20 protein-coding genes are annotated in these 23735 nt (G+C 58.2%); 5 read left to right on the plus strand and 15 right to left on the minus strand.

Annotated features, from left to right (window positions below; all coding sequences use genetic code 11):
- The first annotated feature begins 3 nt into the window (after positions 1 to 3).
- The gene (locus tag AC1RTQ_RS14795; RefSeq protein WP_492876822.1) at positions 4 to 1386 is read left to right on the plus strand and encodes a tripartite tricarboxylate transporter permease; all 1383 of its coding nucleotides are present in this window, start codon (positions 4 to 6) and stop codon (positions 1384 to 1386) included.
- Positions 1387 to 1401: 15 nt separating this feature from the next.
- Positions 1402 to 2295, plus strand: a complete 894-nt coding sequence (locus AC1RTQ_RS14800) for a hydroxymethylglutaryl-CoA lyase (RefSeq protein ID WP_492876824.1) — start codon at positions 1402 to 1404, stop codon at positions 2293 to 2295.
- A gap of 39 nt (positions 2296 to 2334) precedes the next feature.
- Here AC1RTQ_RS14800 and AC1RTQ_RS14805 read toward each other — a convergent pair whose 3' ends face one another.
- Complete coding sequence (locus tag AC1RTQ_RS14805; protein WP_492876826.1) at positions 2335 to 3105, minus strand: AraC family transcriptional regulator; 771 nt, start codon at positions 3103 to 3105, stop codon at positions 2335 to 2337.
- A 20-nt stretch (positions 3106 to 3125) separates the two neighbouring features.
- Between AC1RTQ_RS14805 and AC1RTQ_RS14810 the strand changes: the two genes are divergently transcribed.
- Positions 3126 to 4034: a sulfite exporter TauE/SafE family protein gene (locus AC1RTQ_RS14810; protein ID WP_492876828.1), complete on the plus strand. Its 909-nt coding sequence runs from the start codon at positions 3126 to 3128 to the stop codon at positions 4032 to 4034.
- A gap of 237 nt (positions 4035 to 4271) precedes the next feature.
- Here AC1RTQ_RS14810 and fabF read toward each other — a convergent pair whose 3' ends face one another.
- The gene (fabF, locus tag AC1RTQ_RS14815; RefSeq protein WP_492876830.1) at positions 4272 to 5543 is read right to left on the minus strand and encodes a beta-ketoacyl-ACP synthase II; all 1272 of its coding nucleotides are present in this window, start codon (positions 5541 to 5543) and stop codon (positions 4272 to 4274) included.
- A gap of 97 nt (positions 5544 to 5640) precedes the next feature.
- On the opposite strand from fabF, the gene AC1RTQ_RS14820 reads away from it, so the two are divergent.
- On the plus strand, positions 5641 to 6222 hold the full coding sequence (locus tag AC1RTQ_RS14820; RefSeq protein WP_492876832.1) for a TetR/AcrR family transcriptional regulator: 582 nt from the start codon (positions 5641 to 5643) through the stop codon (positions 6220 to 6222).
- Between the two features lie 222 nt (positions 6223 to 6444).
- Here the strand turns inward: AC1RTQ_RS14820 and AC1RTQ_RS14825 are convergent, their stop codons facing one another.
- The 3 genes from AC1RTQ_RS14825 to AC1RTQ_RS14835 all read right to left on the minus strand — a co-directional run bounded on the left by AC1RTQ_RS14825 (position 6445) and on the right by AC1RTQ_RS14835 (position 10900).
- Positions 6445 to 8025: an esterase-like activity of phytase family protein gene (locus AC1RTQ_RS14825; RefSeq protein ID WP_492876834.1), complete on the minus strand. Its 1581-nt coding sequence runs from the start codon at positions 8023 to 8025 to the stop codon at positions 6445 to 6447.
- Between the two features lie 108 nt (positions 8026 to 8133).
- Complete coding sequence (locus AC1RTQ_RS14830) at positions 8134 to 9234, minus strand: porin (RefSeq protein WP_492877118.1); 1101 nt, start codon at positions 9232 to 9234, stop codon at positions 8134 to 8136.
- A 439-nt stretch (positions 9235 to 9673) separates the two neighbouring features.
- Positions 9674 to 10900 carry an FAD-dependent monooxygenase gene (locus AC1RTQ_RS14835; protein ID WP_492876836.1) on the minus strand — a complete coding sequence of 409 codons (1227 nt, stop codon included), beginning with the start codon at positions 10898 to 10900 and terminating at the stop codon, positions 9674 to 9676.
- A gap of 140 nt (positions 10901 to 11040) precedes the next feature.
- Between AC1RTQ_RS14835 and AC1RTQ_RS14840 the strand changes: the two genes are divergently transcribed.
- Positions 11041 to 11982, plus strand: a complete 942-nt coding sequence (locus AC1RTQ_RS14840; RefSeq protein ID WP_492876838.1) for a LysR family transcriptional regulator — start codon at positions 11041 to 11043, stop codon at positions 11980 to 11982.
- A 199-nt stretch (positions 11983 to 12181) separates the two neighbouring features.
- On the opposite strand, the gene AC1RTQ_RS14845 is transcribed toward AC1RTQ_RS14840, so the two are convergent.
- The 10 genes from AC1RTQ_RS14845 to AC1RTQ_RS14890 all read right to left on the minus strand — a co-directional run bounded on the left by AC1RTQ_RS14845 (position 12182) and on the right by AC1RTQ_RS14890 (position 23734).
- Positions 12182 to 14128, minus strand: coding sequence for a bifunctional diguanylate cyclase/phosphodiesterase (locus tag AC1RTQ_RS14845; RefSeq protein ID WP_492876840.1), 1947 nt, complete (start codon positions 14126 to 14128; stop codon positions 12182 to 12184).
- A gap of 366 nt (positions 14129 to 14494) precedes the next feature.
- On the minus strand, positions 14495 to 14905 hold the full coding sequence (locus AC1RTQ_RS14850) for a VOC family protein (protein WP_492876842.1): 411 nt from the start codon (positions 14903 to 14905) through the stop codon (positions 14495 to 14497).
- Positions 14906 to 15423: 518 nt separating this feature from the next.
- Positions 15424 to 16374: an ABC transporter substrate-binding protein gene (locus AC1RTQ_RS14855; protein ID WP_492876844.1), complete on the minus strand. Its 951-nt coding sequence runs from the start codon at positions 16372 to 16374 to the stop codon at positions 15424 to 15426.
- Positions 16375 to 16479: 105 nt separating this feature from the next.
- The gene (locus AC1RTQ_RS14860) at positions 16480 to 17472 is read right to left on the minus strand and encodes a D-isomer specific 2-hydroxyacid dehydrogenase family protein (RefSeq protein ID WP_492876846.1); all 993 of its coding nucleotides are present in this window, start codon (positions 17470 to 17472) and stop codon (positions 16480 to 16482) included.
- The gene (locus tag AC1RTQ_RS14865) at positions 17469 to 18629 is read right to left on the minus strand and encodes an acyl-CoA dehydrogenase family protein (RefSeq protein WP_492876848.1); all 1161 of its coding nucleotides are present in this window, start codon (positions 18627 to 18629) and stop codon (positions 17469 to 17471) included. The genes AC1RTQ_RS14860 and AC1RTQ_RS14865 overlap by 4 nt, the downstream gene beginning before the upstream one ends.
- Positions 18626 to 19453: a class II aldolase/adducin family protein gene (locus tag AC1RTQ_RS14870; RefSeq protein WP_302089966.1), complete on the minus strand. Its 828-nt coding sequence runs from the start codon at positions 19451 to 19453 to the stop codon at positions 18626 to 18628. Before AC1RTQ_RS14870 ends, AC1RTQ_RS14865 begins: the two co-directional genes overlap by 4 nt.
- Positions 19454 to 19481: 28 nt before the next feature.
- Positions 19482 to 20603, minus strand: a complete 1122-nt coding sequence (locus AC1RTQ_RS14875) for an LLM class flavin-dependent oxidoreductase (protein ID WP_492877120.1) — start codon at positions 20601 to 20603, stop codon at positions 19482 to 19484.
- A 116-nt stretch (positions 20604 to 20719) separates the two neighbouring features.
- Entirely contained in the window at positions 20720 to 21847 is a 1128-nt protein-coding gene (locus AC1RTQ_RS14880) for a c-type cytochrome (RefSeq protein ID WP_302089964.1), read from the minus strand.
- A 43-nt stretch (positions 21848 to 21890) separates the two neighbouring features.
- Positions 21891 to 22697 (minus strand): ABC transporter ATP-binding protein, encoded by an 807-nt coding sequence (locus AC1RTQ_RS14885; protein WP_302089963.1) that lies wholly within the window; start codon positions 22695 to 22697, stop codon positions 21891 to 21893.
- On the minus strand, positions 22691 to 23734 hold the full coding sequence (locus AC1RTQ_RS14890; RefSeq protein ID WP_302089962.1) for an ABC transporter permease: 1044 nt from the start codon (positions 23732 to 23734) through the stop codon (positions 22691 to 22693). Before AC1RTQ_RS14890 ends, AC1RTQ_RS14885 begins: the two co-directional genes overlap by 7 nt.
- Position 23735: the final 1 nt, after the last annotated feature.

The following is a 23735-nucleotide window of genomic DNA, read 5'->3' on the forward strand; positions in this document are numbered from 1 at the left end:
GGCATGGATCCTCAACTCATTGAACAAATCGGCGTCGCTGCGGGCATGGGCCTGATCGGCGCCATCGTCTTTGCTGCAATCGGACTGATTTCCGGCACCGACGAAACCACGACACTCGCACCACTCACCCTGCTTGTCGTTTTGCTCGGCGTTCCGCCTGCAGGCGTCTTTACCTTCTTTCTGGCTGGTGCCGTTGCCAAACACATGACCCATGCTGTTCCGACAGCGCTGCTGGGCATTCCCGGGGATACACTCGCCACGCCTTTGCTACAGGATGCAGACTTGCTGCGCAAACTTGGCGTGCCGCATATTGCCTTGCGCAAAATGGTCTCGGGTGCCATCGTCGCGGCCTTTGTCGCCGTGCCGCTGGCGGTGCTGTTTGCCGTGATGCTGGCGCCGTTCGGCTCAACCATTACCAAGACTGCACCCTGGATTTTTCTGGCCGCAGCCGTGCTGATTGCTTATTTCTCCAAAGGCCGCTGGGGTGCAATTGCTTTGCTCGTGCCTTTTGTGGTGGTGATTCTGGCTCTGCAGGCACTGACTGCCAAGTACGACACCAAGCTCAGCATCAGCTACTTCCTGGGTATCGCAATTGGACCTCTGGTCGCCGATCTCTTTACCGTCATGGCGCCCGCAGGCCGCAAGAGCATGTTGCGCGACAAGGTTCGCCAGTTCAACCTGGCTCCTGATGTCAAAGGTTGGTCGGGCTATTTCCCCAACCCTCTCAAGGTGCTGGATCGCACCCAGACACGTTGGACTTTGACGACCGCCGCCATTTCCAGCGCAACCTTTGTATTCAGCCCTGTGGCCATGACCGTGGTGTTGGGAGAGTTGGTGGGTTCTCGCATCAAACACGCTTATCACCGCCTGACCACGGTGCTGAGCGCTCGTAACGGCGTGACAGAAGCCACCTACATTGCTGAAGCGCTGATCCCGCTAATCGCCTTTGGTTTGCCCTTGAGTCCTGTGGCTGCCGGCCCGGCTGCACCGTTGTTCAATGCGCCTCCACGCTTTACGGTAGATGCTGCTACGGGCCAGACCCACAATCTGCACAACCTGCTGAGCCACTGGGAGTTTCTGGGCTACGGCATGTTGTCGGTGTTGCTTGCCGCAGTGGTGTCCTATCCGTTTGCAATGAACTACGCGCGCCGTGCTGCAATGTTCGTCTCGCGCAAAGTCAGCCATGAAGCAATCATCGCTACCTTTGTCGGCCTGATCATCGTGATCAGCGTCTGGGAAGGCGGTCTGCTGGGTCTGCTGGTGATCTTGACCATGGGCCTCATGGGGGGCCTGCTCTCACGCACCTTCGGCTTTAACACCGGCGTGCAGTTCATGGGCTATTACACAGCCGTGCTCAGCGTTCCTGCGCTGCTCAAGCTGTTCTGAAAGCGAGGGGCAGCAATGTTGAATGCATCAGAGCGCCGGGTCAAGATCGTGGAAGTCGGGCCACGCGACGGCCTGCAAAACGAAAAGCTGCCTGTGCCATTGAATGCCAAGGTCGAGCTGATCAATCAGCTCAGCCGCGCAGGCCTGCGCTTTATCGAAGCGGCTTCGTTTGTGTCGCCCAAATGGGTGCCGCAAATGGCCGGCAGCGCCGAAGTCATGGCCTTGATCGACCGTAGCCCTGGAGTTCGCTACAGCGCACTGACGCCCAATCTGCAAGGACTGGAAACTGCTCTGACTGCTCGCTGTGATGAGGTGGCGGTCTTTGGCGCGGCTTCGGAAACCTTCTCGCAACGCAATATCAATTGCAGCATTGCGCAGAGTCTGGATCGCTTCAGGCCTTTGGTGCAGAAGGCGCTGGAGGCCGGCGTCCCTGTGCGTGGCTATGTGTCCTGCGTGCTGGGCTGTCCCTATGAAGGCGATGTTGCTGCAGAGGCAGTCTTGCAGGTTGCGCAAGAGCTTTTGGCCATGGGCTGCCATGAGATTTCTCTGGGCGATACGATTGGCCGCGGCTCGCCCGAGTCCACACGCAAGTTGCTGGAAGTGTGCCTCAGGGACCTTCCCAGCGCGCGCCTGGCGGGCCATTTTCACGATACCTATGGTATGGCGGAAGCCAATGTCTGCACTTCTCTGGAGATGGGACTGCGCATTTTCGATAGCTCTGTGGCCGGCCTGGGCGGCTGCCCCTATGCCCAGGGAGCTTCAGGCAATCTGGCCACCGAAAAGCTGGTCCATGCCTTGCATGCCATGGGCTATGAAACCGGCGTAGATATGTCCGGGGTTCAAGCCGCAGGTCGCTATATCCGACAAGTGCTGAGAGATTTGCATGACCAGCAAGTTGTGCAGCACTGAAACCTGCGCTTCTACATAAGCACCAGCGCAAAAAGCGCCTTACCGCTCTGTCGCCATGAAGTTTGACGGCTTGCTCCCGAGCCTCTTGCGAAACATCGTGGAGAAGGCACCCGGACTGTCATAGCCCAGTTGAAGCGCCACGGTTGTCACCGAATCGCCGGTCCCCAGCTTGGACATCGCAAAAAGAAGACACGCCTGGCTTCTCCACTCTGAAAACGAGATTCCGGTTTGCGAGCGAAAGAACCGGCTGAAGGTGCGTTCACCCTGGTGCAACTGCTGTGCCCAGGCCAGTGGCGACAAGCGCACGTCGGGCTGGTGAAGAAAAGCAATGCACAGAGTCGCCAGCCGTTCATCTCGCGGTAGCGGCGCAAAGAACGGCAGCGCTTCAGCGCGGCCGACCTCCAGCAGCAAAAGCGACATCAGCACGCCATCGCGACCGCGCTCGTCGTACAGCGCCGGCAAGTCGATGGCTTCGATGAGCAGTTGCCGTAGCAGCGGGGACACGGCCAGTACCTCGCAATGCGATTGGCTCCGTGGTACCTCATCAGGCTCAACGTACAGGCTTCGAGTGTTGACTCCCACCATCTTCACCCTGTGCGGCTTGCCTGCTGGAATCCACACACCACAGTGGGGAGGTATCACCCAGGCGCCATCGTCAGTACCGACCTCCATCAATCCGGTCGCGCCATAGAGGAACTGTGCTCGGCGATGGCTATGGGTATCCAGAACGGTGCCAGGCGCGTAGTCGGTGCCAATGGCCACAACGGCGCGAGGCGTGGCATCGAGGGAGTTCAATGATTGATTGCGCACAACAAGACTGCAAGAAGCGAATGGCTGAAATGCAAATATTGTTGACCAAACATCGAAAGCGCGCCACTCCAGAGCCATCTACTGTGACGGCTCCTGCATCAATGGAGTTTTTCGTGTCGTTGTATTTGTTGTTGGCGGTCTGCGGATGTGTGACGGGCGTCACTACCGTTCTCTTTGGTTTTGGTGGCGGATTCGTGGTGGTGCCTCTGCTGTACCGCTTGTTGTCTACACCGAATGCCTCAGACAGCGCAGTGGGACAATCGGCCATGCAGATTGCCGTTGCAACATCCACCTGCGTGATGGTCTTCGGTGCGCTCCTCGCTACTTGGCGTCACCAACGCGCAGGAACCGTGGATTGGAGGGATGTCAGGCCTTTGCTGGGCCCCATTGGCTCGGGGGCCGTACTTGGCGCACTTGCGGCAACCGTTGTTCAAAGCGAATGGCTGCGCTGGGCCTTTGCGGCCTATCTGGCACTGACCATTCTGGACTGTTGGTTGAGGCCTGGATTTCTTGCTCAGCCCGCAGCAAAGCAGCACCGTCCTGGGCCGCTGGCGAATGCACTGTCCGGACTGGTTATCGGCTGGGTTGCTGCATTGCTAGGGGTCGGCGGCAGCGTGATGACCGTTCCCTTGATGCGCCGCCGTGGAATCGAAATGACACGAGCTACCGCCATGGCGAATCCGCTATCACTGCCCGTCGCGCTGGCAGGAACAGGGACTTACATCGTCCTGTCCACTCAATCTCCTCTACCTCTTGGAGAGTGGCACCTCGGCTATATCGACATACGAGCTGCTGCTGTGCTCGTGGCCGGTTCCTGGATTGGTATCCATGCAGCATCGCTGTGGATCGGGCGTATTCCAGACCGAGTTCACGCGAAGGTTTATTTAGGGCTGTTGATCGCCGTCTTCTTGGCTATGGTGACAACATGACTGTGCACTACTCTGCCTTCATCCCGAACGTCGGCTTGTGAACAAAAGCTCTATTTCGACAGAGCCCCTGAAGCAGCCGCCAGCCGACTGGCTGCTTGCATCGAACGTCTGCTGACGCAGGCTTCTATAGGTCCCGCACTAGCGGCCATTGGCATTCGTTCGGGTGAGAAGCCTGCGTGATCGACCAAGAGCCGCATGTGCGATATGACCTGATGAGGCCTCAGATAGAGGTATGGCTCAGGCAGTAAATCGCTTCAGAATCAACGACGCATTTACACCGCCGAAACCAAATCCGTTGAGCATGGCGTGCTCCATTGCATGGGCACGCGCACTCCCGGCGATCAGGTCCAGTCCGTCCGCCAAAGGGTCTGGATGCTCCAGGTTGAGCACGGGTGGCGCGATCTGGTCGCGCAAGGCCAATACGGTGAAGATCGCAGCAGCTCCGCCAGCAGCACCCAGCATGTGACCCACGGCTGATTTGGTGGCCGTGATGGAGGGGCCGGGGCCTGCTCCAAACACTTGACGAATGGCTGCCAACTCACCTCGGTCACCAACGGGAGTGGAGGTTGCGTGAGCATTCAGGTGTTGAATATCACGAGCTTGCAACTGTGCCTGTCGCAACGCGGCGCGCATCGATCGCGCGGCGCCTGATCCATCCTCGGGCCCGGAGGTGACATGGTATGCATCGGCAGAGGTGCCATAGCCCACGACCTCGGCCAGCGGCTTTGCGCCGCGCGCCAACGCATGATCCAGTGCCTCCAGCACCAGCAGGCCCGCACCTTCGGCCATGACAAAACCGTCCCGTGCCTGATCGAAAGGTCGGGAAGCCTTCGCGGGATCGCCGCCGCAGAAGGCGGTCACTGCTTTTGCCGCAGCAAAGCTGCCGAGCGCAACTCGGTCGATCGTGGCTTCGCTACCGCCGCAAAGCGCCATGTCCGCTTCGTCATTGCGAATCAGACGTGCCGCATCGCCAATGGCCTGGATGCTGGCTGCACAAGCCGTCACCGGAGCACCCAACGGCCCCTTGAGCTGGTGCCTGATCGACACCTGCCCCGAAGCCAGATTGGCCAGGAACGCCGGCACGGTGAAAGGCGACAAGCGCTGCGGCCCTTTGCCATCCGTGGTTCGCACCGCTTCAACAATGGTACTGAAGCCGCCCACGCCGGAGCCGATGACGGTAGCCGCGCGCTCCTGTTGCTCGACGCTTGGATGCGCCCATTGTGCGTGCGCCAGCGCCTGGTCTGCCGCCCCCAATGCAAATGCGATGAAGCGATCCATGCGGCGTAGCTCCTTGGCCGAGATCACGGCTTCGGGGCTCCAGCCGGCTTGCGGATCCTCCTCCAGGCCTGGCACCCGCCCGGCGATGGAGACGCCTGAGCCTTCACCCACACCGGCGCTCAAGGCGCGTACCCCGGACTGGCCGGCCAGCAGGCGTTGCCAGGCCAGCTCCACATTGCACCCCAGAGGAGAGACCAAGCCCAAACCGGTGATGACTACCCGACGACCCATGCTGCACCTTCCGCTATTGAACCCAGGAGCTGAGCCCAACTTTATTGATGATGGCCGCAATCATAAATGAGTTTTGATGATGAGTATCATCTAACGTATGAAAGTGAGCAAAGCACAGGCCGCCGAGAACCGCGAAGGAATCGTGGATGCCGCTGCGCGCCTTTATCGAGAAAAGGGCCTGGATGGCGTGGGCGTGGCAGAGATCACACGCGATGCGGGCTTGACACATGGCGGGCTGTACCGGCACTTCGAGTCCAAGGATGCTCTCGCACGCGAGGCCTGCCTGCGTGCATTTGAATGGACCATCACGCCGCTAGACGGACTGGAGTCCTCGAAGGCGGATGGCGCGCCTGCGACCAGACTCCGCGCGCTGGTGCATGGCTATCTTTCTGCGACGCATCGCGATCACCCCGGAGAGGGCTGCCCTGCTGCGGCATTGGCAGCAGATGCAGCAAGAGCGGGGCCGGAGATGTCGGAGGTTTTTGCCCAGGGAGTGGAACGCAATATCCAGCGCTTTATGGGCGTGCTCCCAGGTGATGACGCAGCCAAACGTACTCAGACTATCGTGACGCTCAGCAGCATGGTTGGAGCCTTGGTTCTCGCTCGCGCCACGGCAGCGGGCAACCCGGCGCTTTCTGAAGAAATATTGGCAACCTTGCGAGAGCAGTTAGCCCCGTAGTCGCCCGAATTAGGCATGCGCTCGCACATTTGATGCGCATCTCAATTTTGGGCCTGGCGGCTGTCACGGTCTGGCCCGGGTCGCACTGGATATCCAGACCGTTGGAGCGCGAGCGCAAGTCGCTGTGCGCCGCGTCAACACGGCCTTCGTGCGAGCGGGCCTACTGGCTCCGGTACGGTGCCCTGGGCTATAGCACAGAGCGGCTTGTGCAGCCGCTGCCCTTCAGAGAGCGCCGTATTCGCTCAACTTCTTGCTGAACCTGAAGGTCCACAGTCGCTGCGCGCGATCGTTGACGTCATTGGTGGTGAAGCGCAGGCTCGCCGCGCCCTTGGCGCATTGGCCATCATTCACGATCTTGCCGTCGGCATCCACCATGCACTTGGTGACATCCGAGCCTTCGATCTCCTTGCCGCTGGCGTCCAGCACGGCCAGCGAGACACCGAAGTCGGTGTCGTTGGTCAGCGCCAACGTGTACTCATTGACCAGTGCCAGACCCTCGGCCTTCTCGGCCACCCAGCCGGTGGCGTTCAAGTTGAAGAGCCGGGTCTTCTTGAGCGCCACTACCTTGGAATAGTCCGAGCCATTGACCGGCTTGCCGGTCAGGCTGCTCTTTTCCAGGTCGGAGCCCTGCGCAGTGATGTCGGTAGCGTTGGCAGGAAACTCGATCAGCACCAAATCGTTAAAGACTTTTTTGTCCTTGCCCGTGCCTTGCTCGATGGCGATGAACTTCCCATTGCCCAGCGAGACCACATCACCCAGCTTGGCGTTGCCGGTCTTGCCCTGGCTGTACCAGCTGCCGTCCACGGGCAATGCAAACAAACGGGTTTTCTCGGTAGTCGGGTCAAACTCCACCCAGCGCACAAAGCGGGCATAGTCGCGCACGTTTTCCGACTTGCCGGTCGCATCAGGAACGGCAGCAGTGGTGTAGTCGGCCTTGCCGTCGTTCAGCGGGCTTTGCAGGAAACCGTGCAGCTTGCCACTGGCCACATCGATGCTCAGCCCTTCCATGCCACGGTTGGCGCGGCGTTTGGCGAGGATGGCAGGCAGATCGGCCGTGCCAGTGCCGGGCTTGTATTTCTTCAGGATGATGCCGGTGGCCGGGTCGATCTTCACGATGAAGGGGCCGTATTCGTCGGAAACCCACAGCACATTGCGTGCGGCATCCACCACCACGGATTCGGTGTCCAGACCGAATTCACTGTAGCCCTTGGCCTTACCTGGATAAGTGAAGGAGTCGTCCAGAACTTGCTCGCCCGTGTTGCCTGTGATGCCCCGTGGCTGCACACGACCATTAGCGTTCTGCGCGGCGCTGAACTTGAGCGGCAAGGTCGAGACGAGCCTGGCTCCGTCCTTGCCGAGGGTGATCACGCCGATGGACGGCGTGAAGTTGGGCGAAGGAAACACCGTGGAACTGGCGAAGCCCGTGGGGTTGGAGCCGTCGGTGATCTGCGTGACCGGACCGGTAGTGGCATTCGGGCCGCGATCGGTGATGGCGTAGAACTCCAGCGTGCCGTCGGCGCGCCTGCCTTTCAAGGCCAGGCCCGAGCCATAGGCAGGCAGAAAGCCCTTTGGGAAATCGGCCTTGGTGCCGGGATGGTGGCCTTCGTAGGGGAAATAGAACTTGTCGTCGAACTGGACGTCCTGACGGGTGACGACGGCGCTGATGCTGCCAACGCCGGTGGTCTGCATGACCGTCTCGGGGCTTGCGGACTGGAGCGGGCGGGTGTCGGCGCAGGCGCTGAGCAAGGCAACTGCGGCGGCAGTCGCTGCCATCAGGCAGGATGAAGAAGTGAGATGGCGCATGGCGAGTATGGCTTGAGAGGAAGATGGAAGTCCCCAAAAAGCAAGCCCGGCGAGGCAAAGGCCTGCCCGGCCTTGGAGACTTCTTTGCTCAAAGAGGCGTTGTGCCGCTCAGAACGAGTGGCTGATGCCAATATCCACACCAGTCGACCCGGTGTTGGCTACACCTGCAGGGCCACCAATCAGACCAATGCTGGCGCCATTCTTGTTATTGACACGCGCAACCCCGGCGTACACAGAGGTGCGCTTGGAGAAGTCGTAGACATAGCCGATCGAATACTTGTCGGTCTTGCCACCGCTGCGCGTGAGGGCTGTGGCGTTACCGCTGAACTTGGCGCTGGCGTACTTGACGCGGAAGCTGCCTGGCCCGACGGGGATGGTAGCGCCCAGATAGAAGCCGTCCACCTTCCCGGAGGTTGCGCCGCTGGCGGGTTTCCACTTCAGGCTGTTGTATCCGCCATTGAGCACGAAACTACCGAAGTTGTATGAAGCGCCCAGCGCCAAGTCTTCCAGGTCGCTGGTTGCGGCGATGGCGCTGGGCGAAGTCACGGCTGCAGTGCCGTCGATCTTGCCGTAGCCGATACCCACGTTCAGCGGGCCGGAGCGATAGCCCAGGTTACCGCCTACGTATCTGCGGGCCTTGCTGGCACCAGAGTTGGAGGCGTTTTCATCACCAAAGGAGACCGAGACCTGGCCGTAGACACCGCCCAGGTTGCGCGGCAGGAAGTAGCCCACGGAGTTGCTGATGCGCGTGCGATCCACCGTGCCGCTTTGGCTGGCTGCGTTATAGGCGGTCTGGCGGATCGTCTGGAACAGGTTGGCCTGCACGCCGGTGGTAGTGTCGGGACCGCCAAAAGCGGTGAAGATGTTGTAGCTGGGGGTGTAGTCGCGACCCAGGCGGATTTCACCCCAGGAATTGTTGACCAGTCCGATAGTGGAACGGCGCTCGAAACCCAGAGAGCCGCTGCTGCCGCCACTCCCGGTGTCAGGGCTGAGGCCACCTTCGAGCCAGAACTGAGCCTGGTTGCCGCCGCCGAGGTCTTCCGTGCCGCGAAAGCCGATCAGGCTGGTCTTGCCTTGGCTGGAGTTCAGAGCATTGAGCCTGTTGCCGCCGGACTTGGCACTGGTGATGCCGACGTCCACTACGCCAAAAATGGTGATGGAAGACTGTGCCAGGGCCAGGCTTGACGAAGAGGCGACAAATGTGCCAATCACGATTGCCAGAGTACGCGAGCACGTTTTATGATTTTTCATTGACGAGATACGAACGGAACTTATCAGAGGGAATGACGGTGGCTTTGCTGCAACCGCTGCCGGAACTCTAAGCAACACATAAGTACTTTTTGTGACGTTTGTACTGTGTGACATGAAAGTAACAGCAGCGGTGCATGCGGAGCGTTAGCTACCGGCAGCTCCTGCCCGGACTGCGACAGTCGCAGCTCAACCCGTTGGGGTCGTTCGAGTGTCAAGGACCATGCCTGCCATGCAGCGCTTACCGGCTGGTGCCCACATGCACGCTAGCCGGATGCATAGAAAGAGGCGCTTGAATAAAAACCGACGAAGCGCATCCTGCATCCAGAAAAGCTCAGCCGGACGCGCGACTCTCGTCACTGGAGACATGGCTTTCTATCCGCGTGGAATCCTGCGCACGTCATTCAATACGGTACAGGCTGCCCAAGCCACCCCCTTGCGCCGGCGTGCCGTCGGTACAGCCTGGCATCGGCAGGCCCTGCCCCCATCCGGCAGCCAAGACCTGCACGTCATGCATAGGATCGGACGCCTTGGCACGCTCATTGCGGATGCGACAGGTTTCAGGATCAGTGGCGAACAGCCCGCGCGCGAACACCCGGCCCTGTTCCGCCAGCCTTGCGGTTTTCGAGGCACGGATATTCGCAAACGCCTGGAAGATGTCGTCCAAGCCGCCGTTTGCGCCATCCAGGCACCGGGCCAAATGCCACGCATCCTCGAGTGCCTGGCAGGCACCTTGCCCCGAAGTCGGCAACGGCGCATGCGCGGCATCCCCAACCAGCAGTACATTCGCCCGGCTCCATGTATGCAGCGGCTCCAGATCATGCACCGCAATCAGCCGGATGGCATTGGCGGGCGTGGCTCGGATGAGATGCGCAACTGGTTCGGGCCATCCCGCAAACAGGTCCTCGGCCTCCTTGCGCATATCTGCGGCGGGCGTGGCCTCATTGAGGGGCCGTGCCTGCGCTGCGGCCCAATACACCAGTTGAGGTCGAATCGCCACGCAGCCAAAGCGCTCGCCCGCCCCCCAGAAATCCTGAATCGCAATATCGTCCACCAGCGCATGCTGCCCCTGCGCCACGCCGATCCAGTTCACGAAGCCCTGATAGACAGGTGTGTTGTCACCCGCAACAAACTTGCGCGCCACTGACCCCATACGACCGTCGGCGCCAATGAGCAGATCCGGGCGGATGTTTGCACCGTTCTCGAAATGGGCCACGGCTTTGCCATTGGCATCCAGCTCGATGGCCATCGCCCGGTGTCCGAACTCCACCGGTATCCCGGCCCGGGCTGCGTGATCGAGCAATACCTCCTGCAAGTGCCTGCGTAGCACCGTGTAGGTCGGGTATCCCATCGTCCGGTCCAGCAAGGCGATATCGAGGCCTCCCAATGCATTGCCCATGGCATCCTGGCGGCGCATTGTCAGCGGCCGACCGCCAACGGCCTCGATGTCTTGCAGCAGCCCCAGCTCTTCCAGCACAAAGCTCGCATTGGGCCAAAGCGTCACGCCTGCCCCCATGGTTGCCGGCTCCGTTCGGCGCTCATAGACGCGAGGGTTGTAACCCTGTTTGCGCAAAGCCAGCGCCACGCTCAAGCCCGCAATGCCACCGCCAAGTATTCCAATTTCCACGCTAGATCTCTCCTGTCCATACGATGCCCAATGCACGCCCCACTGCATTCCATCGAGCAAAAAGGGCATCTTAGATTTCGCCACCAAAGAGAACTAGCATGCAAAATTTGGACGCTTTCATACCTCAAACGGGATAATCAATGCGCGATGCACTCGATCTGAATACCGTACGCGTCTATACGGCGGTTGTTGATGAGCAAAGCTTTGCTGGTGCATCGCGTCTTTTGGCCATGCCCTCGTCCAACGTCAGCCGCCACGTCGCGTCACTGGAGCGCAGACTCGGCACACGGCTGCTGGAGCGAAGCACCCGCCACCTGCGCATGACGGAAGCCGGTCGATTGCTCTACGAACGCGCAAAGCCCTTGCTCGACGCCCTGCTCTCCACGCAGGAGGAGCTTGGCGCGGTGCAGCGCGAACTGCGTGGCCCTCTGAAGATGTGCATGCCCGGCGAGGCACCAAGGTTGCTGGCCCCCATCCTCGCCGAATTCTGCAGCCTCCATCCGGAGATCGAGCTCGAATGCGATACCCGCATGACCGGACTCGAAGTGCTTCGAGAAGACGTAGACCTTTCCATCGTCTTCCACCGAGGCGATCAGGAGGACAGTGCTTTCATCACCCGGGAACTCGCCACCCTGCCCAGCATCGTGGTTGCCGCCCCCTCCCTGCTGGCCAGGACCGGTATGCCACGCCATGTGCGTGAGCTGAAATCTCTGCCCTGCATCACCACCCTCAGCGCGCTGAAGGGCCAGCCATGGCAATTTCAGGACGCTGCAGGGCAAATCGTCAAGGTGCCGGTCCGCAGCCGCTACCGCGTCAACAGCGGAGAGCTTGCCGTGGCAGGTGCACGGCAAGGCATCGGCTTCGCGATTGTGGCGGCCTATCCCTGCCAGGAAGACCTTGCAACGGGTCGATTGCAGGAAGTGCCACTGGACCTTTGCCCTGCCCCCCTGCAATTGCTGGGGGCATACAGCCATCGACATTCCGTGACTGCGCGTGTCCGGGCACTGCTGGAATTGATACAGCTACGGTTGGCCGAATCGGGAAGCTCTCTCACGGACCCCGGAGCACATGGGAAGGTCTAGGACCAAAGTAATGCACCGCGCTCAAAGTCGAGTCTTTCCGAGTGCAAGCAGTCCCTCGGCATGATTTTTTCAATGCCCGCTTCTGGCCGGACTGCGCCAGTCGCAGATCGACCCGGATCAGCCACTGAAACATTCACACAAAGCCAACGTTGAGTTCGTCCGCATAAAGAGGCACTTTTCATATTGCATCGCTCGCGGGTCAAGCTGCGACTGGCGAATGCTCGAATGTGGGTCCACTCGCCTGCGTCCGAACAGACTCGATGATGCGGCCTTTGCCTGCGTGCTTTGCCATGTACATGGCCTCATCGGCACGCTCCAATAATGAGTCGCAGGACTCGTTGTCGCCTACATAGTAGGCAATGCCGATGCTGCAACCCACCATGGCGGCATGTCCATCTTCTACCATGATGGGAATCTGCACCATGTCCAAACAGCGCTGCATGATGCCTACCGCGTTCTCGCGATTGTTTTTCCCCGTCAACACCACCACGAACTCGTCGCCACCAAGCCTCGCTACACAGTCATGCGAACGCACTGCACTGTTCAACCTCTCGGCAATTGTCTGCAGCACAATGTCGCCTGCGTCGTGTCCGTAGGTGTCGTTCACGCTCTTGAAACCATCCAGATCGATAAAACACACGGCAACAGTGCCTTGGTCTCGATCGGCAAGCGCAATGGACTGTTTCATTTGCGCGATGACGAGACGGCGGTTAGGCAACCCCGTCAGAGCATCATGAGTGGCTTGATATTCAATCTCTTTCTGGCGCTTTTTATGAGCTTCCACATCCACGAAAATCCACACTGAATCGGTATCGGTGATCTGTGCAGCATTGGCATCGACCCAGAAGATTTGACCACTGCTGTTTTGCAGCTGCACCTCGGAGCGAAAACGCCTATTGTGGTTGAGTGCCTCGCCAGAAAGTCTCCCCATCCGCTCATATGTCTCATCGTCGGGATAAATGCAGCGCTTGGATTGCTGGAGCAACTCGGAAACACGCTTGCCCACCATGCGCGCCATGGCTTTGTTGGCCCAGAGTATTTTGCGATCGCGTACCTTGATCATGCCGATCAGGTCATTTTCCACAAAGAAGTTTTGCTCCTTAAGCAGCTGTGCGTTCTGGAGTTTGGCAGCGAGTTCCCGCTGCTGATGCAAGAACAAGCTTCCAGCACCAAACGCCATAAGCAGCACGCAAAACGCGGTCAAGCTCCACACGGCCACCGCTTCACTGCGCCAAGTCTGAAGGTAGCTTGCAGTGCCCAGACCTGTATACACCGTCAATGGATAGAGGGTTGAAAGGCGTTGATAGGCAGTAATGCGCTCGATGCCGTCCAATGCAGTCGGCGTGATGTACCAGCCATGCTCTGGGTTGAGCCGCCGAGTTTCTTTGAGCGCCGAGGATGTCAAGGTTCCGCCGATACCTTCCGTCGACGTCGGTTCAGCAGCGGAGTAACGTGCCACTACCCGGCCCTCGGCAGAGCGCAAGGTGGTGGCGCTGTCTTCCCCTGGTGTCAGCGTCTCAAACAATTTGCGGAAATGCTCCACCTCCAAAACCACAAAGACGGCCCCCTTGAAAGCCCCATCACGGGACTCCAGCTTGCGACCCAAAACAAGACTCCATTGTCTAAAAGAATGGCTGATCAGTGGCTCGGAGATCACCATCTGGTTCGAGTGCTTCAAAGCGTCGAAGTAGCCCCGCTCCTTGATTGAGAAGGGGCGTTCGCCAGATGAAAGGCCAAGGCGAACCACGCCGGATTCATCAGCCACGCGCACGGCCTTGGAAAAAGGCAGCAAGGCCCGCTGATTGATAACGGCATTCTCAAACTCAGGTGCGGTGGATCCAGCCTCCTGGAATTCTTGAGCAATCGTCGCTAGAGCGTTATCGATAAGCCGCATCTCGGTGTTTAGCTCATAACTCAACAGGCGAGCTTGGTTAACCGATGCATCCACTCCCCGCTGAACGTGATAGTCATACGACTCATGCAGATTGTGCCAAGTAATTGCTATCAATATAGAAGCAATAAAGACAACTCCTGCAATGGTTTTCAGCAAAAGATATCTAGACTGGATAAGACTTTTAACTAGACCATCTATCAGCTGATCAATGAAGCTGACTTTCTTCTTGTGCGGGGCTCGAATGCTCAACATGAATTCCGTTGTCTCAGGAGAAGCTCACTCAAAGAGTAGAGCACAGGCCCCAGCAACCGTCGCAGCCGATCCAAGCAACTTTCTGTTCCACATCAATGCGCTGACAAGTGAGTTTGTTGCGAAGAAACGTAGAGTTTTGATAGAAGTCTGCTTTTTGCAAGAGTCACCAGCAGCTTCTGGCCGATAGCGTGAATACACGAATATGCCAGGAAACAGAAACCCCGATAGGCGGCGCATGCCGGAGAAGTCGGCTGTCAGCGAAGTCCAAAAACCGGTGCTACTGGCCTGAACAGGCGGCCTGCGCCCTTGCCCCGCAGGCAGTCTAAAAGAGAGTATACGCAGTCGTTGCCGATGGTCGAGGTTGCTTCAGCCTTGAGGCATGTGGCTCATGTCCATGAACATGATTTCCCAGATGTGGCCGTCTACGTCCTCGAAGCTGCGGCCATACATGAAGCCGTGGTCTTGCAAGGGGTTCACGTCCGCCTTGCCTCCGTGAGCGGAAACGGCCTCAAGCATGCTGTCGACGGCCGCGCGGTCGTCGGCGCTCAGGCACAACATGACTTCGCTGGCAGCATGGGCGTCGACGATAGGCTTTTGGGTGAACGTGGCCCACTTCGGGTGGGTGAGCAGCATCACGTAGATGCTGTCGGAGACGACCATGCAGGCAGCGGTGTTGTCGCTGAACTGCGGGTTGTTGACGGCGCCGATCGCTTCATAGAAGGACTTGGCCTTCGGCAGGTCAGCGACGGGCAGGTTGACGAAGATTTTCTTGGACATTGGAGACTTTCAAGGTCTGTGCAGAGAGGCAATCTTCAGGCGTTGGCGAGCGACGTCAACAGTTCGTCCAGGAGCTGCATGCTGGATGTGAGGCCGTCTTCCTGCCCGGGTAACCACAGCTTCCCTGTTTCGGAGCGGGTGGCTATTGATACATCATATCCAGCGGCACCAGTGTCAGCCAACCGCGTTAGCTGTCGTTCAAGGTCGCAGGCTGACAATGGCCGCAACCGAGAGTCGTCGGTGATCCAAGGCAGCTATCGGCCGGTTGCCGCACTTCAAGATTTGACAATCGAGGACCGCCAAGCAGCGATTACGGCTGCTCGCACTCACATCACGAATTTTCGCAAGCCACCATATAACGGTCATCCGAGCTATAAGGCAGGGAGCTTCTCAATGGCAGGTTTCCTTGAGTAGTTGGCAGCACCCTTCGATAAAAGCTGGAAGTCCGTAGTCACCCTCCATGAAGGTGACTCGATCCAGTTTCTGGCATCAGAATTTTTGATAAATCCCAGCCCGATTCAAAGAAGCCTGAAGCTCTTATCAAAGGTCGCCTCAACCTCCAGCTTTTGCTTGAGCAACCGTGCTTTCACATAAAAATCTGCTGTGCGCTGCTGGTCAGCAATGACTGCGGCATCAATATCTTGCCAACGCATGGCTCTGCGCTCAAATTGCAGAGTCGCTGCTGCCACGGGAATGCCAATGATTTTGGCCAGCGATTGTGCATAAGCATCTGCATTTTTGTAAGACCAGATTTGTGCTCTGGCGACACGCTGTTTGAAGTCCTGCAGGGCTTCACGCTTTTCTTTGAGAGCTACATCGGTTGCAGCCAAAAAGCTCAAGCCACTCCACAACCCTCGTCCATTCACCAGTACGCGTGCATGCTGGCTAGTTTCCGCCAAAGCTGTATATGGCTCCCAAGTTGCCCACGCATCCACCGAGCCTTGTGTCAGCGCCAGCTTGGCATCGGCTGGCGGAATGAATTTGAACTGCACGGAGTCCAGTGGCAGCCCTGCAGTATCCAAGGCTTTGAGCGCCACAAAATGCCCGATCGAGCCGCGATTCGTGGCAATGCTTTTGCCCTTAAGGTCGTTGACGGATTTGAATGCTGAATCTGGGCGTACCAAAATGGCGGTGCCGTAGGCATCAGAGCGCTGTGCGGCAAATGCTTTGGCAGCGCTACCCGCCGCCAGACTAAACAACAAGGGTGCATCGCCAATAATGCCGAAATCAATGGCCCGGGCATTTAACGCCTCCGCCAGAGGTGCGGCTGCCGGGAACTCACTCCACTTGATGTCATAGGGCAAATCCTTGGTCTCACCTGCTGCATCCAGCAAGGCCTTCAACCCACCTTTTTGATCGCCTGCGCGCAGTTGCACGCGATTGCCTTGCGCCCTCACACTTGAAGTGCCCAGCAAGCTGGAACCCGCAAAAACAGCGCCCAGCACTTGATGGAATTGTCTTCTTTGCATAACCGTCCTTGTGATGTCTGAAATACAAGGACCATTGCAGCAGTCAAGCTGCTTTAGGTGAAGCGAGTAATTCGCAGATGCTTATGCGAAAAACGGTGAGACAACTCAGTAGCCTTTGCTTAGATCCACCACATCAAATAGAGCTTGGGAGTGCCGATAACGCTGAAGATTCTCGGCAAACTTGTCCCGGGTCGCAGCTTGCACATCGCCTGCGGCCCAAGAAATATGCGGGGTGAGCCTGACCTTCTCGTGACTGTAGAGCCAATGATCTTCTGGCAGAGGTTCTGGCTCGGTCACATCCAGGCTGGCTGCGCCGAGCAGACCTGAATCCAGCGCAACTTTGAGTGCATCTTGGTCTATCAAGCCCCCACGAGCCACATTGATCAGATGCAGGCCCGGCTTGCAATACGCCAATGCATCGGCATTGATCAATCCCCTGCTCGCGGCTGTTAACGGCAAAGCCAACACCACATGGTCACTGCTAGCAAGCAATTGAGACACGTCTTTGGCATGGGATGCTCCATCCTCAGTCAATTGCGCAGATCCTTTTCCATTGCGCAAAACCTGCACCGTCATGCCAAATGCTTTTGCACGTTGGGCTACCGCCTTACCTATGGCACCGTAACCCACGATACCCAGTGTTTGCTCTGCAAGCAGCCCCATGGGTTGGGAGATCACCAAAGTCGATTCCCGCTCCCAATCCGCAGTGTTTTTCGCACGGCGCGTATTCAACGCCAAAGACTGCTCCAGCAGCACAGAAAGCACGTAGTCGGCAATAGGCTCAGCCGCCACTCCACGCGCACAACTGACTTGAACTCCCTCAAACAACCAAGCGGGAAAATAATCGATGCCAACCGAAGCCAGATGCACCCAACGCAGCCGCCCAGGCCAGCCTGCCGGCTTTTCGTTGGGAGCATCGCTCCAGCCATTACGTGGAGCAGTCAGCAACACATCGGCCTCGTGACAACGCTCCCAGGCCAGATCTTGGCTCGCATCCAGAACCTGCACACCGGTAGATGCAGACAAGACCGCACCTCCCAACTGATTAAGCACGATGGCCTGGCGCAGCGAAGGCGCAAAGGCGGGTGCGTCTGTCATTGAGCCCATGATCCAATCCCCAGGGCCTTGCGCCCCGCAGCAATCCACACGCTATCGTCTTGAGGCGTGTGGATACGACCGCACAGCACATCACGCCAATGGCGCTCCAAGGGGTTATGCCGTGTCAGCCCATGGTTGCTGGTCAGCGACTGGGCCAGCTCCACTGCCTGCACTGCATTATTGGTAGCCACGCTTTTGATCAGCCCTGCTTCATTCGCGGATGCAAACACACCATCGTCCAGACCTCGGGCCAGTCCAGCGATCAAGCGCTGATTTGTCAGCAACAGACTTTCTATACGGCCAACGACTTCTTGGACACGTGGCAAGGTCGCCAAAGAAGCCCCTAACGAAGACGGTTTGCGTGCATGCAAGAAACCCAGCAACCAATCACGTGCGGCCTCGGCCACACCCGTATAAAGCGCAGAAATCAGCACGGCAATCTCTGCCTGCGCCTGGGGATCTGCACCAAGCCATTCGGCCGGAAGACGCAAATCCACTGCATTCTCGAAAGGCACCAGCACATCTTCAAACACGACATCATGACTACCACTGGCGCGCAAGCCCAGGTGGTCCCAGGTCTCTTCAATACGTGTACCGGCCAGCCCCGCAGGAACCAGCAAATAGCCTACTCTAGGCTCGGCCTCATCGGTACGCACCCATAGTGCATACCAGCTCAAAATCGGCGCGCCTGTTGAGTACAGCTTGCGCCCCGAGACTCGCCACCCCTGCGGCGTTTGGCGTGCAATGGTCGCAGGCAGACCTCCACGCACAGGAGACCCCAATTCAGGCTCCACACGCAAGGCGTTGATCAACGCCCCTTTCTCAGCGGCTTCACGCACTACTTTTTGTGCCAAAGCCTTGGGCCAACGATTACCCGCGCGCCCCAAACTGCGGTGCTGAGTGAACTGCATGATCAGCACCAGTGCTGTAGCGGGATCGCCCTTACCAATCGCTCCAATCACATCACTGAGCTGCGCCAATGTGGCCCCCTGCCCACCAAGCGAGCTGGGCGCGGCCAAGGTCAGCAAGCCCGCTTGATGCAGATCCGAGAAATTCTCAAAAGGAAAGCTCGCATCCCTATCATGCGCAGCCGCACGCTGCGCAAAATCAGCGGACAGACTGCGCACCAGCTCCGGTAATTTCAACGGCGCGTTCATTGCAGCACCTCCGGCTGCTCACGCACAATAACGGCTGCCAAATCGCGGAAGGTGTGATGAGCACCACCAGGGCCACCAATTTGCGAATGCGTCAATGCAGCAATCTCGTGCGGTATGGGTTGCGGTGTGCCTGCCGCTTCTGCAAGCAACTGTGTGTGGCAGACATTCTCTAGTGCGATATACCACCAAGCCGCAGCTTCGATCGATGGACCCGCTGTCAAGATCCCGTGATTCTTGAGAATCACCGCCTTGCGCTCTCCCAGCACCTTGGCAATGCGTTCGCCCTCATCGGTCTCAAGCACCACCCCGGAGTAGTCGTCAAACAGCGCATGATCCTGGTAGAACGCGCATGAATCCTGCGTCAACGGGTCTAGCAAGCGCCCCAAGGTGGACCATGCCTTGCCATAGGTGGAATGGGTGTGCGCCGCAGCCACGATATTGGGGCGCGCCTCATGCAGGGCTGCATGAATCGCAAATGCTGCACGATTGAGCGGCCCTTTGCCCACCACAATTTCTCCGGCAGAGTTGACCAGCAATAGATCCGACACACGAATTTGCGAGAAGTTGATGCCTAATGGATTGACCCAGAAATGGTCACTCCACTCAGGGTCACGGGCCGTAATATGGCCGGCCAGGCCTATATGCAAGCCGTGGCGTGCGAACAATCGAAAAGCAATCGCCAGCTGCTCGCGACGATATTGGCGTTCTTGCAGGATGCTGCGTTGCGGCGCAGGCTCTTCAAACCAATCTTGACGACGGGGGCGGGCGTTAATCTCCAGTCGGTGGCTGAGCACTTGCTCGGACAAGGCAATAGCAGTAGGCATAGACAATCCGATTTCTTCAAAAAGAGTTTCAAGCCGCCAGAGCTTGCAAGGCCGACGATGAATGGGTGACCGCAACGCTCACCCGTTTGCTGCTTGCAAGTTTGTCCTTCACCAGAGGCAGCAGCTCACGCCCATAGACCAAGGTATCTGGCAAAGGATCAAAGCCTCGAATCAAGAAGGTGTGAATACCCAGGTCGTAGTACTTGATCAGCGCGTCGGCCACTTGCTCGGCCGTGCCCACCAGCGATGTGGTGTTGGAGCGCCCACCTGTTTCGCGGGCAACCGCCGTCCATAGGCGCTCATCCACGCGGTCGCCGTTGGCGGCATCGGCCAACAAACGACGTGCACCCTCGCTTTGCTGTGGGCCACCACGGGCATAGCTTTGTTCGGAACGCAGGTGCCTTGTAGTTTCAAGAATATGCTGTGCACGATCCCAGGCTTCGGCTTCCGTCGCACCCAGAATAGGTCGGAACGAAATGCTGAAATCGATCTCTCGATTGTGGAGCGCTGCAGCGGCTCTTACACGCTGCACCAGATCACCCGCCTGAGCCAAAGACTCGCCCCACAATGCATAGAGATTGGCATGGCGACCGGCAACCTCCAGCGCGGGTGCTGAAGCTCCGCCAAAGTAGATCGGAATATGAGGTTGCTGCAAAGGCTTGACTTCAGACCACACCCCCTTGGCGCGGTAGTAGCGCCCTTCGTGATCAAACGGTTTGTCTTCGCCCCAAACACGGCGCAGCAAACCTAGGTACTCATCGGTTCGCGCATAGCGCTCGTCATGACTCAAGAAGTCGCCATCACGCTGCTGGTCTTCATCGGAGCCGCCCGAGATGATGTGCACCGCAACCCGACCACCGGTGTAGTGATCCAGAGTCGCCAACTGGCGAGCCGCCAACGTAGGTGCGACAAAGCCTGGGCGATGTGCCAGCAGAAAGTTAATATTTTTTGTTGCAGCCGCAGCATAGTTGACCGTCAGCAACGTATCTGGACTGCTGCCGCTGGCTGGCACCAGAATGCGGTCAAAGCCCGCGTACTCGTGGGCCTGAGCAAATGCACGAACATAAGCGGGATCTATGGCAGGGCCGCGTCTGGCAATGATTTCCGATACTTCATGGGGCTGAATCATGCCGATGAACTGGGCGCTCATGTGTATTCCTTGTGAGTTGATCATTGACCTCCACCATAGGTCGAACGCCTGAATCAACCAACGAAGAAAAACGAGTTTTCACATCCGCTTTTCGCATGTAAAACCTGAGAAACAACTCAGTGAGCGAAACCCGCAACTACCGTGCGCACGGGCTCGGCATCCATACGGCGTATCAGAGCCTGCAAGCCGTCAGCCTCGCTAGCAGGCTTGCTGATGTTGGGGGCATCCGCCGTGCGGCACACCAAATCATCTTCACTCCAGCCGGAACTACCAGGCTTGGATTGCGCGCGCAGCCAACCCTGTCTATCCACCAGTATCTGATACCCGCCCAACTGGCCCTCCTCCGCCCCCAGCAAGACGCTCAAAACGCGGCGCATCTCTGCACTATCGCTTGTGCAATCTATGCCTTGCGTCTCACCCACCGACACTGTCACCATCCGCGGGTCTTCTCTGACCGTAGTGTCCCCAGCAAAGACCAGACGCACGGTCTGCCCGCGCAAGGCATCCAAGCGTTGAGTGCTTGGGCCACGCCCTGCGCATCTCACGGCCTCATCTGGCAAAGCCACAGGAAACTCCCAGACGCCTTCACGCTTAAGAGACTGCCCCGCCGCTTGCGCACGAATAAAGCCCAAGACCGTCCAGATCTGCTCATCCGTCATTAACGCATCGGCAGCAGGCATGGTTGCGGCGCCATGCCTATCTGTCATGCCATGGCGAACACTCCAGAAAAGCTCACCCTCAAATCGTCGCCACAAGATGGATCGATTCAAAGTAGGTGGCCATATCACTTGCTTCTCGGCATCGACTCCATCGCCGTCACCCAACGCGCCGTGGCAACGCAGGCAATGTGCTTGATAAAGCTGCTGCCCTTGCATCACTGCACTGGCGGTAAAAGGCACGGCGCTGGCGTGAAACGCGGTGGGGACGGTGGGCGTCAACAGCAAACGCCATATAGGCCATGGCGTGAACAGAGCGATCAAGATCGCCAAGGCCCCGAGCCCCAGCAGCCTGCGTAGCCTCTTTCGCCACCACAGCGCCACAGCCAAAATCAGCAGCAATGCAGCGATGACCAGTGCAGCCCACACCACGCGCGCAGCCTGGCCACGATCAAAAAGCAGCTGCTCTGCCGCCAACCTATGGCTAAAAGGCCAAGAGCTGAACCCCCATATTTCCAGGAAAGCAGCCAGGCCAAGTTGGGCCTGGTGCAAGACCCATAAAAGGGTCTTGACTCCATCATCCGTCATACCGACCTATTCAAGCTCTGCTCGCCATTACCAACTTCTCAAGTTACCAACTTGCATCCAGACCCAGCAGCTTGAGGGCTTCGTGACGCAGCTCTGTGAGTTTTGGATGGCTGCGGTGGCGCGGATATGGCAGATCGTTGTGCAAAACGGCTTTGACCCGTGCTGGTCGATCTGAAAGCACCACGATGCGCTGCGCAAGGAATAGCGCTTCTTCCACATCATGGGTTACCAGCAGCGCAGAGAAGCCTTTGCGCTGCCACAGCTGCACAATTTCCGTCTGCATACCGAGCCGCGTCAAGGAGTCAAGCTTGCCCAGCGGTTCATCGAGTATCAACAACTCAGGATCATTGACCAAGGCCCGTGCCAAAGCCGCACGCTGCGCCATACCACCAGACAACTGATGCGGGAAAGCCTGCGCAAAATCTTGCAACCCCACCAAAGACAAAGCCTGATCAACCCTTGCGGCATGGGTCTTCTGCAAACCTCGGGCCTGCAAACCTAGCAATACGTTGTCACGCACGGTGCGCCAGGGAAACAGCGTGGGATCTTGAAACACCAACAAGCGTGAAGGATCTGGATCTTCGATCTGCTGGCTGTTGTGACGTATCTCTCCCGTCGTAGGCGTATCCAGGCCAGCCACCAGACGCAGCAGGCTCGATTTGCCGCAGCCGCTAGGTCCCAAGAGGGCAACAAACTCGCCAGGAGCGATATCTAAAGAAAAGTCATCCAGCACCTGCAAGTGCTTGTTGCCGTCACCAAACCAGTGGTTAACCGCCTCAATTTGCACATGCGCGCCCGCTTGCACCGTGGACGCATCGGCCCGCGTGACTTCTGCAACTCGCCCTACCATTTCACCACTCCTTTTTGCCAGCGCAGCACACGGTCACGAACCAAAAATAGCAAGCTAATCAGGCCCGAGAACAGCAGTGCCATCACAATCAGCGCCCCATACATGTTGGGATAGGCTGCCCAGCCCTGCGCCCAGGTCAGATACCACCCCAAGCCTGACTTCACTCCCAGCATCTCGGCTGCAACCAAGGTGGAGAACGCTGCGCCCAAACCCATGAACAGGCCCACAAACACCTGAGGCAAGGCAGCAGGTACAGCCACACGCAGGATCAAAAACCACTGCGATGCCCCCATGGTTCGTGCCACGTCATAAAAGTTCTTGTTCACGCTGGCAATGCCAGACCATGTCAGCACAGCCACAGGGAAACCTGTTCCCAAAGCGATCAAAAACACCGCAGTGGACCAACTGGATGGAAAGAAGAAAAACGAGACAGGAAGCAAAGCCGTGGTGGGGATGGGTCCCAGAACCCGCAGCACAGGGTGAATCCAGTAGCTGGCCTGACGCGACCAGCCAATCCATACCCCAACCAGAAAGCCCGTCCACGCACCGCACACAATTCCTGCGGACAGCAGCACCAAAGAGTTGCCGGTGCTGTCCAGCAGCTTGGCTGCGTCCGTTGTGAAAACTTCGATCAGGCTTTGAGGCGGTGCAAAAAATGGCGTTGGCAAGCTGGCCAATTTGGCCGTCACAATTTCCCACACGGTCAAACCTGCGCCCAACGCCACCAACCAAGGCCCCAGTGCTTTGACCCGCTTTGTGACGGGAATACCAATCAAAGGACTCATCGCTTGCAGTAACGCAACCAGCGCCACAACTGCAGCAGCACATCCAAACTCAGTGGTGTAGGCCCAATCGCTAAAGCCGACCTCTGCGTTGGACCAGAGCAAGGTCACTGCAGATAGAACTCCCCAGGACACCGCAGCGGACAACCCAACCAACCACAAAGCCTGGATCGATTGACGTGTCTGGGGCACTGACAACGGAGACTTAACCTCGAGAGAGTGCTCCAGCGTTGCAGAAATATTCACCGCACTCATA

The organism is Comamonas sp. GW821-FHT11H03 (assembly GCF_058807955.1).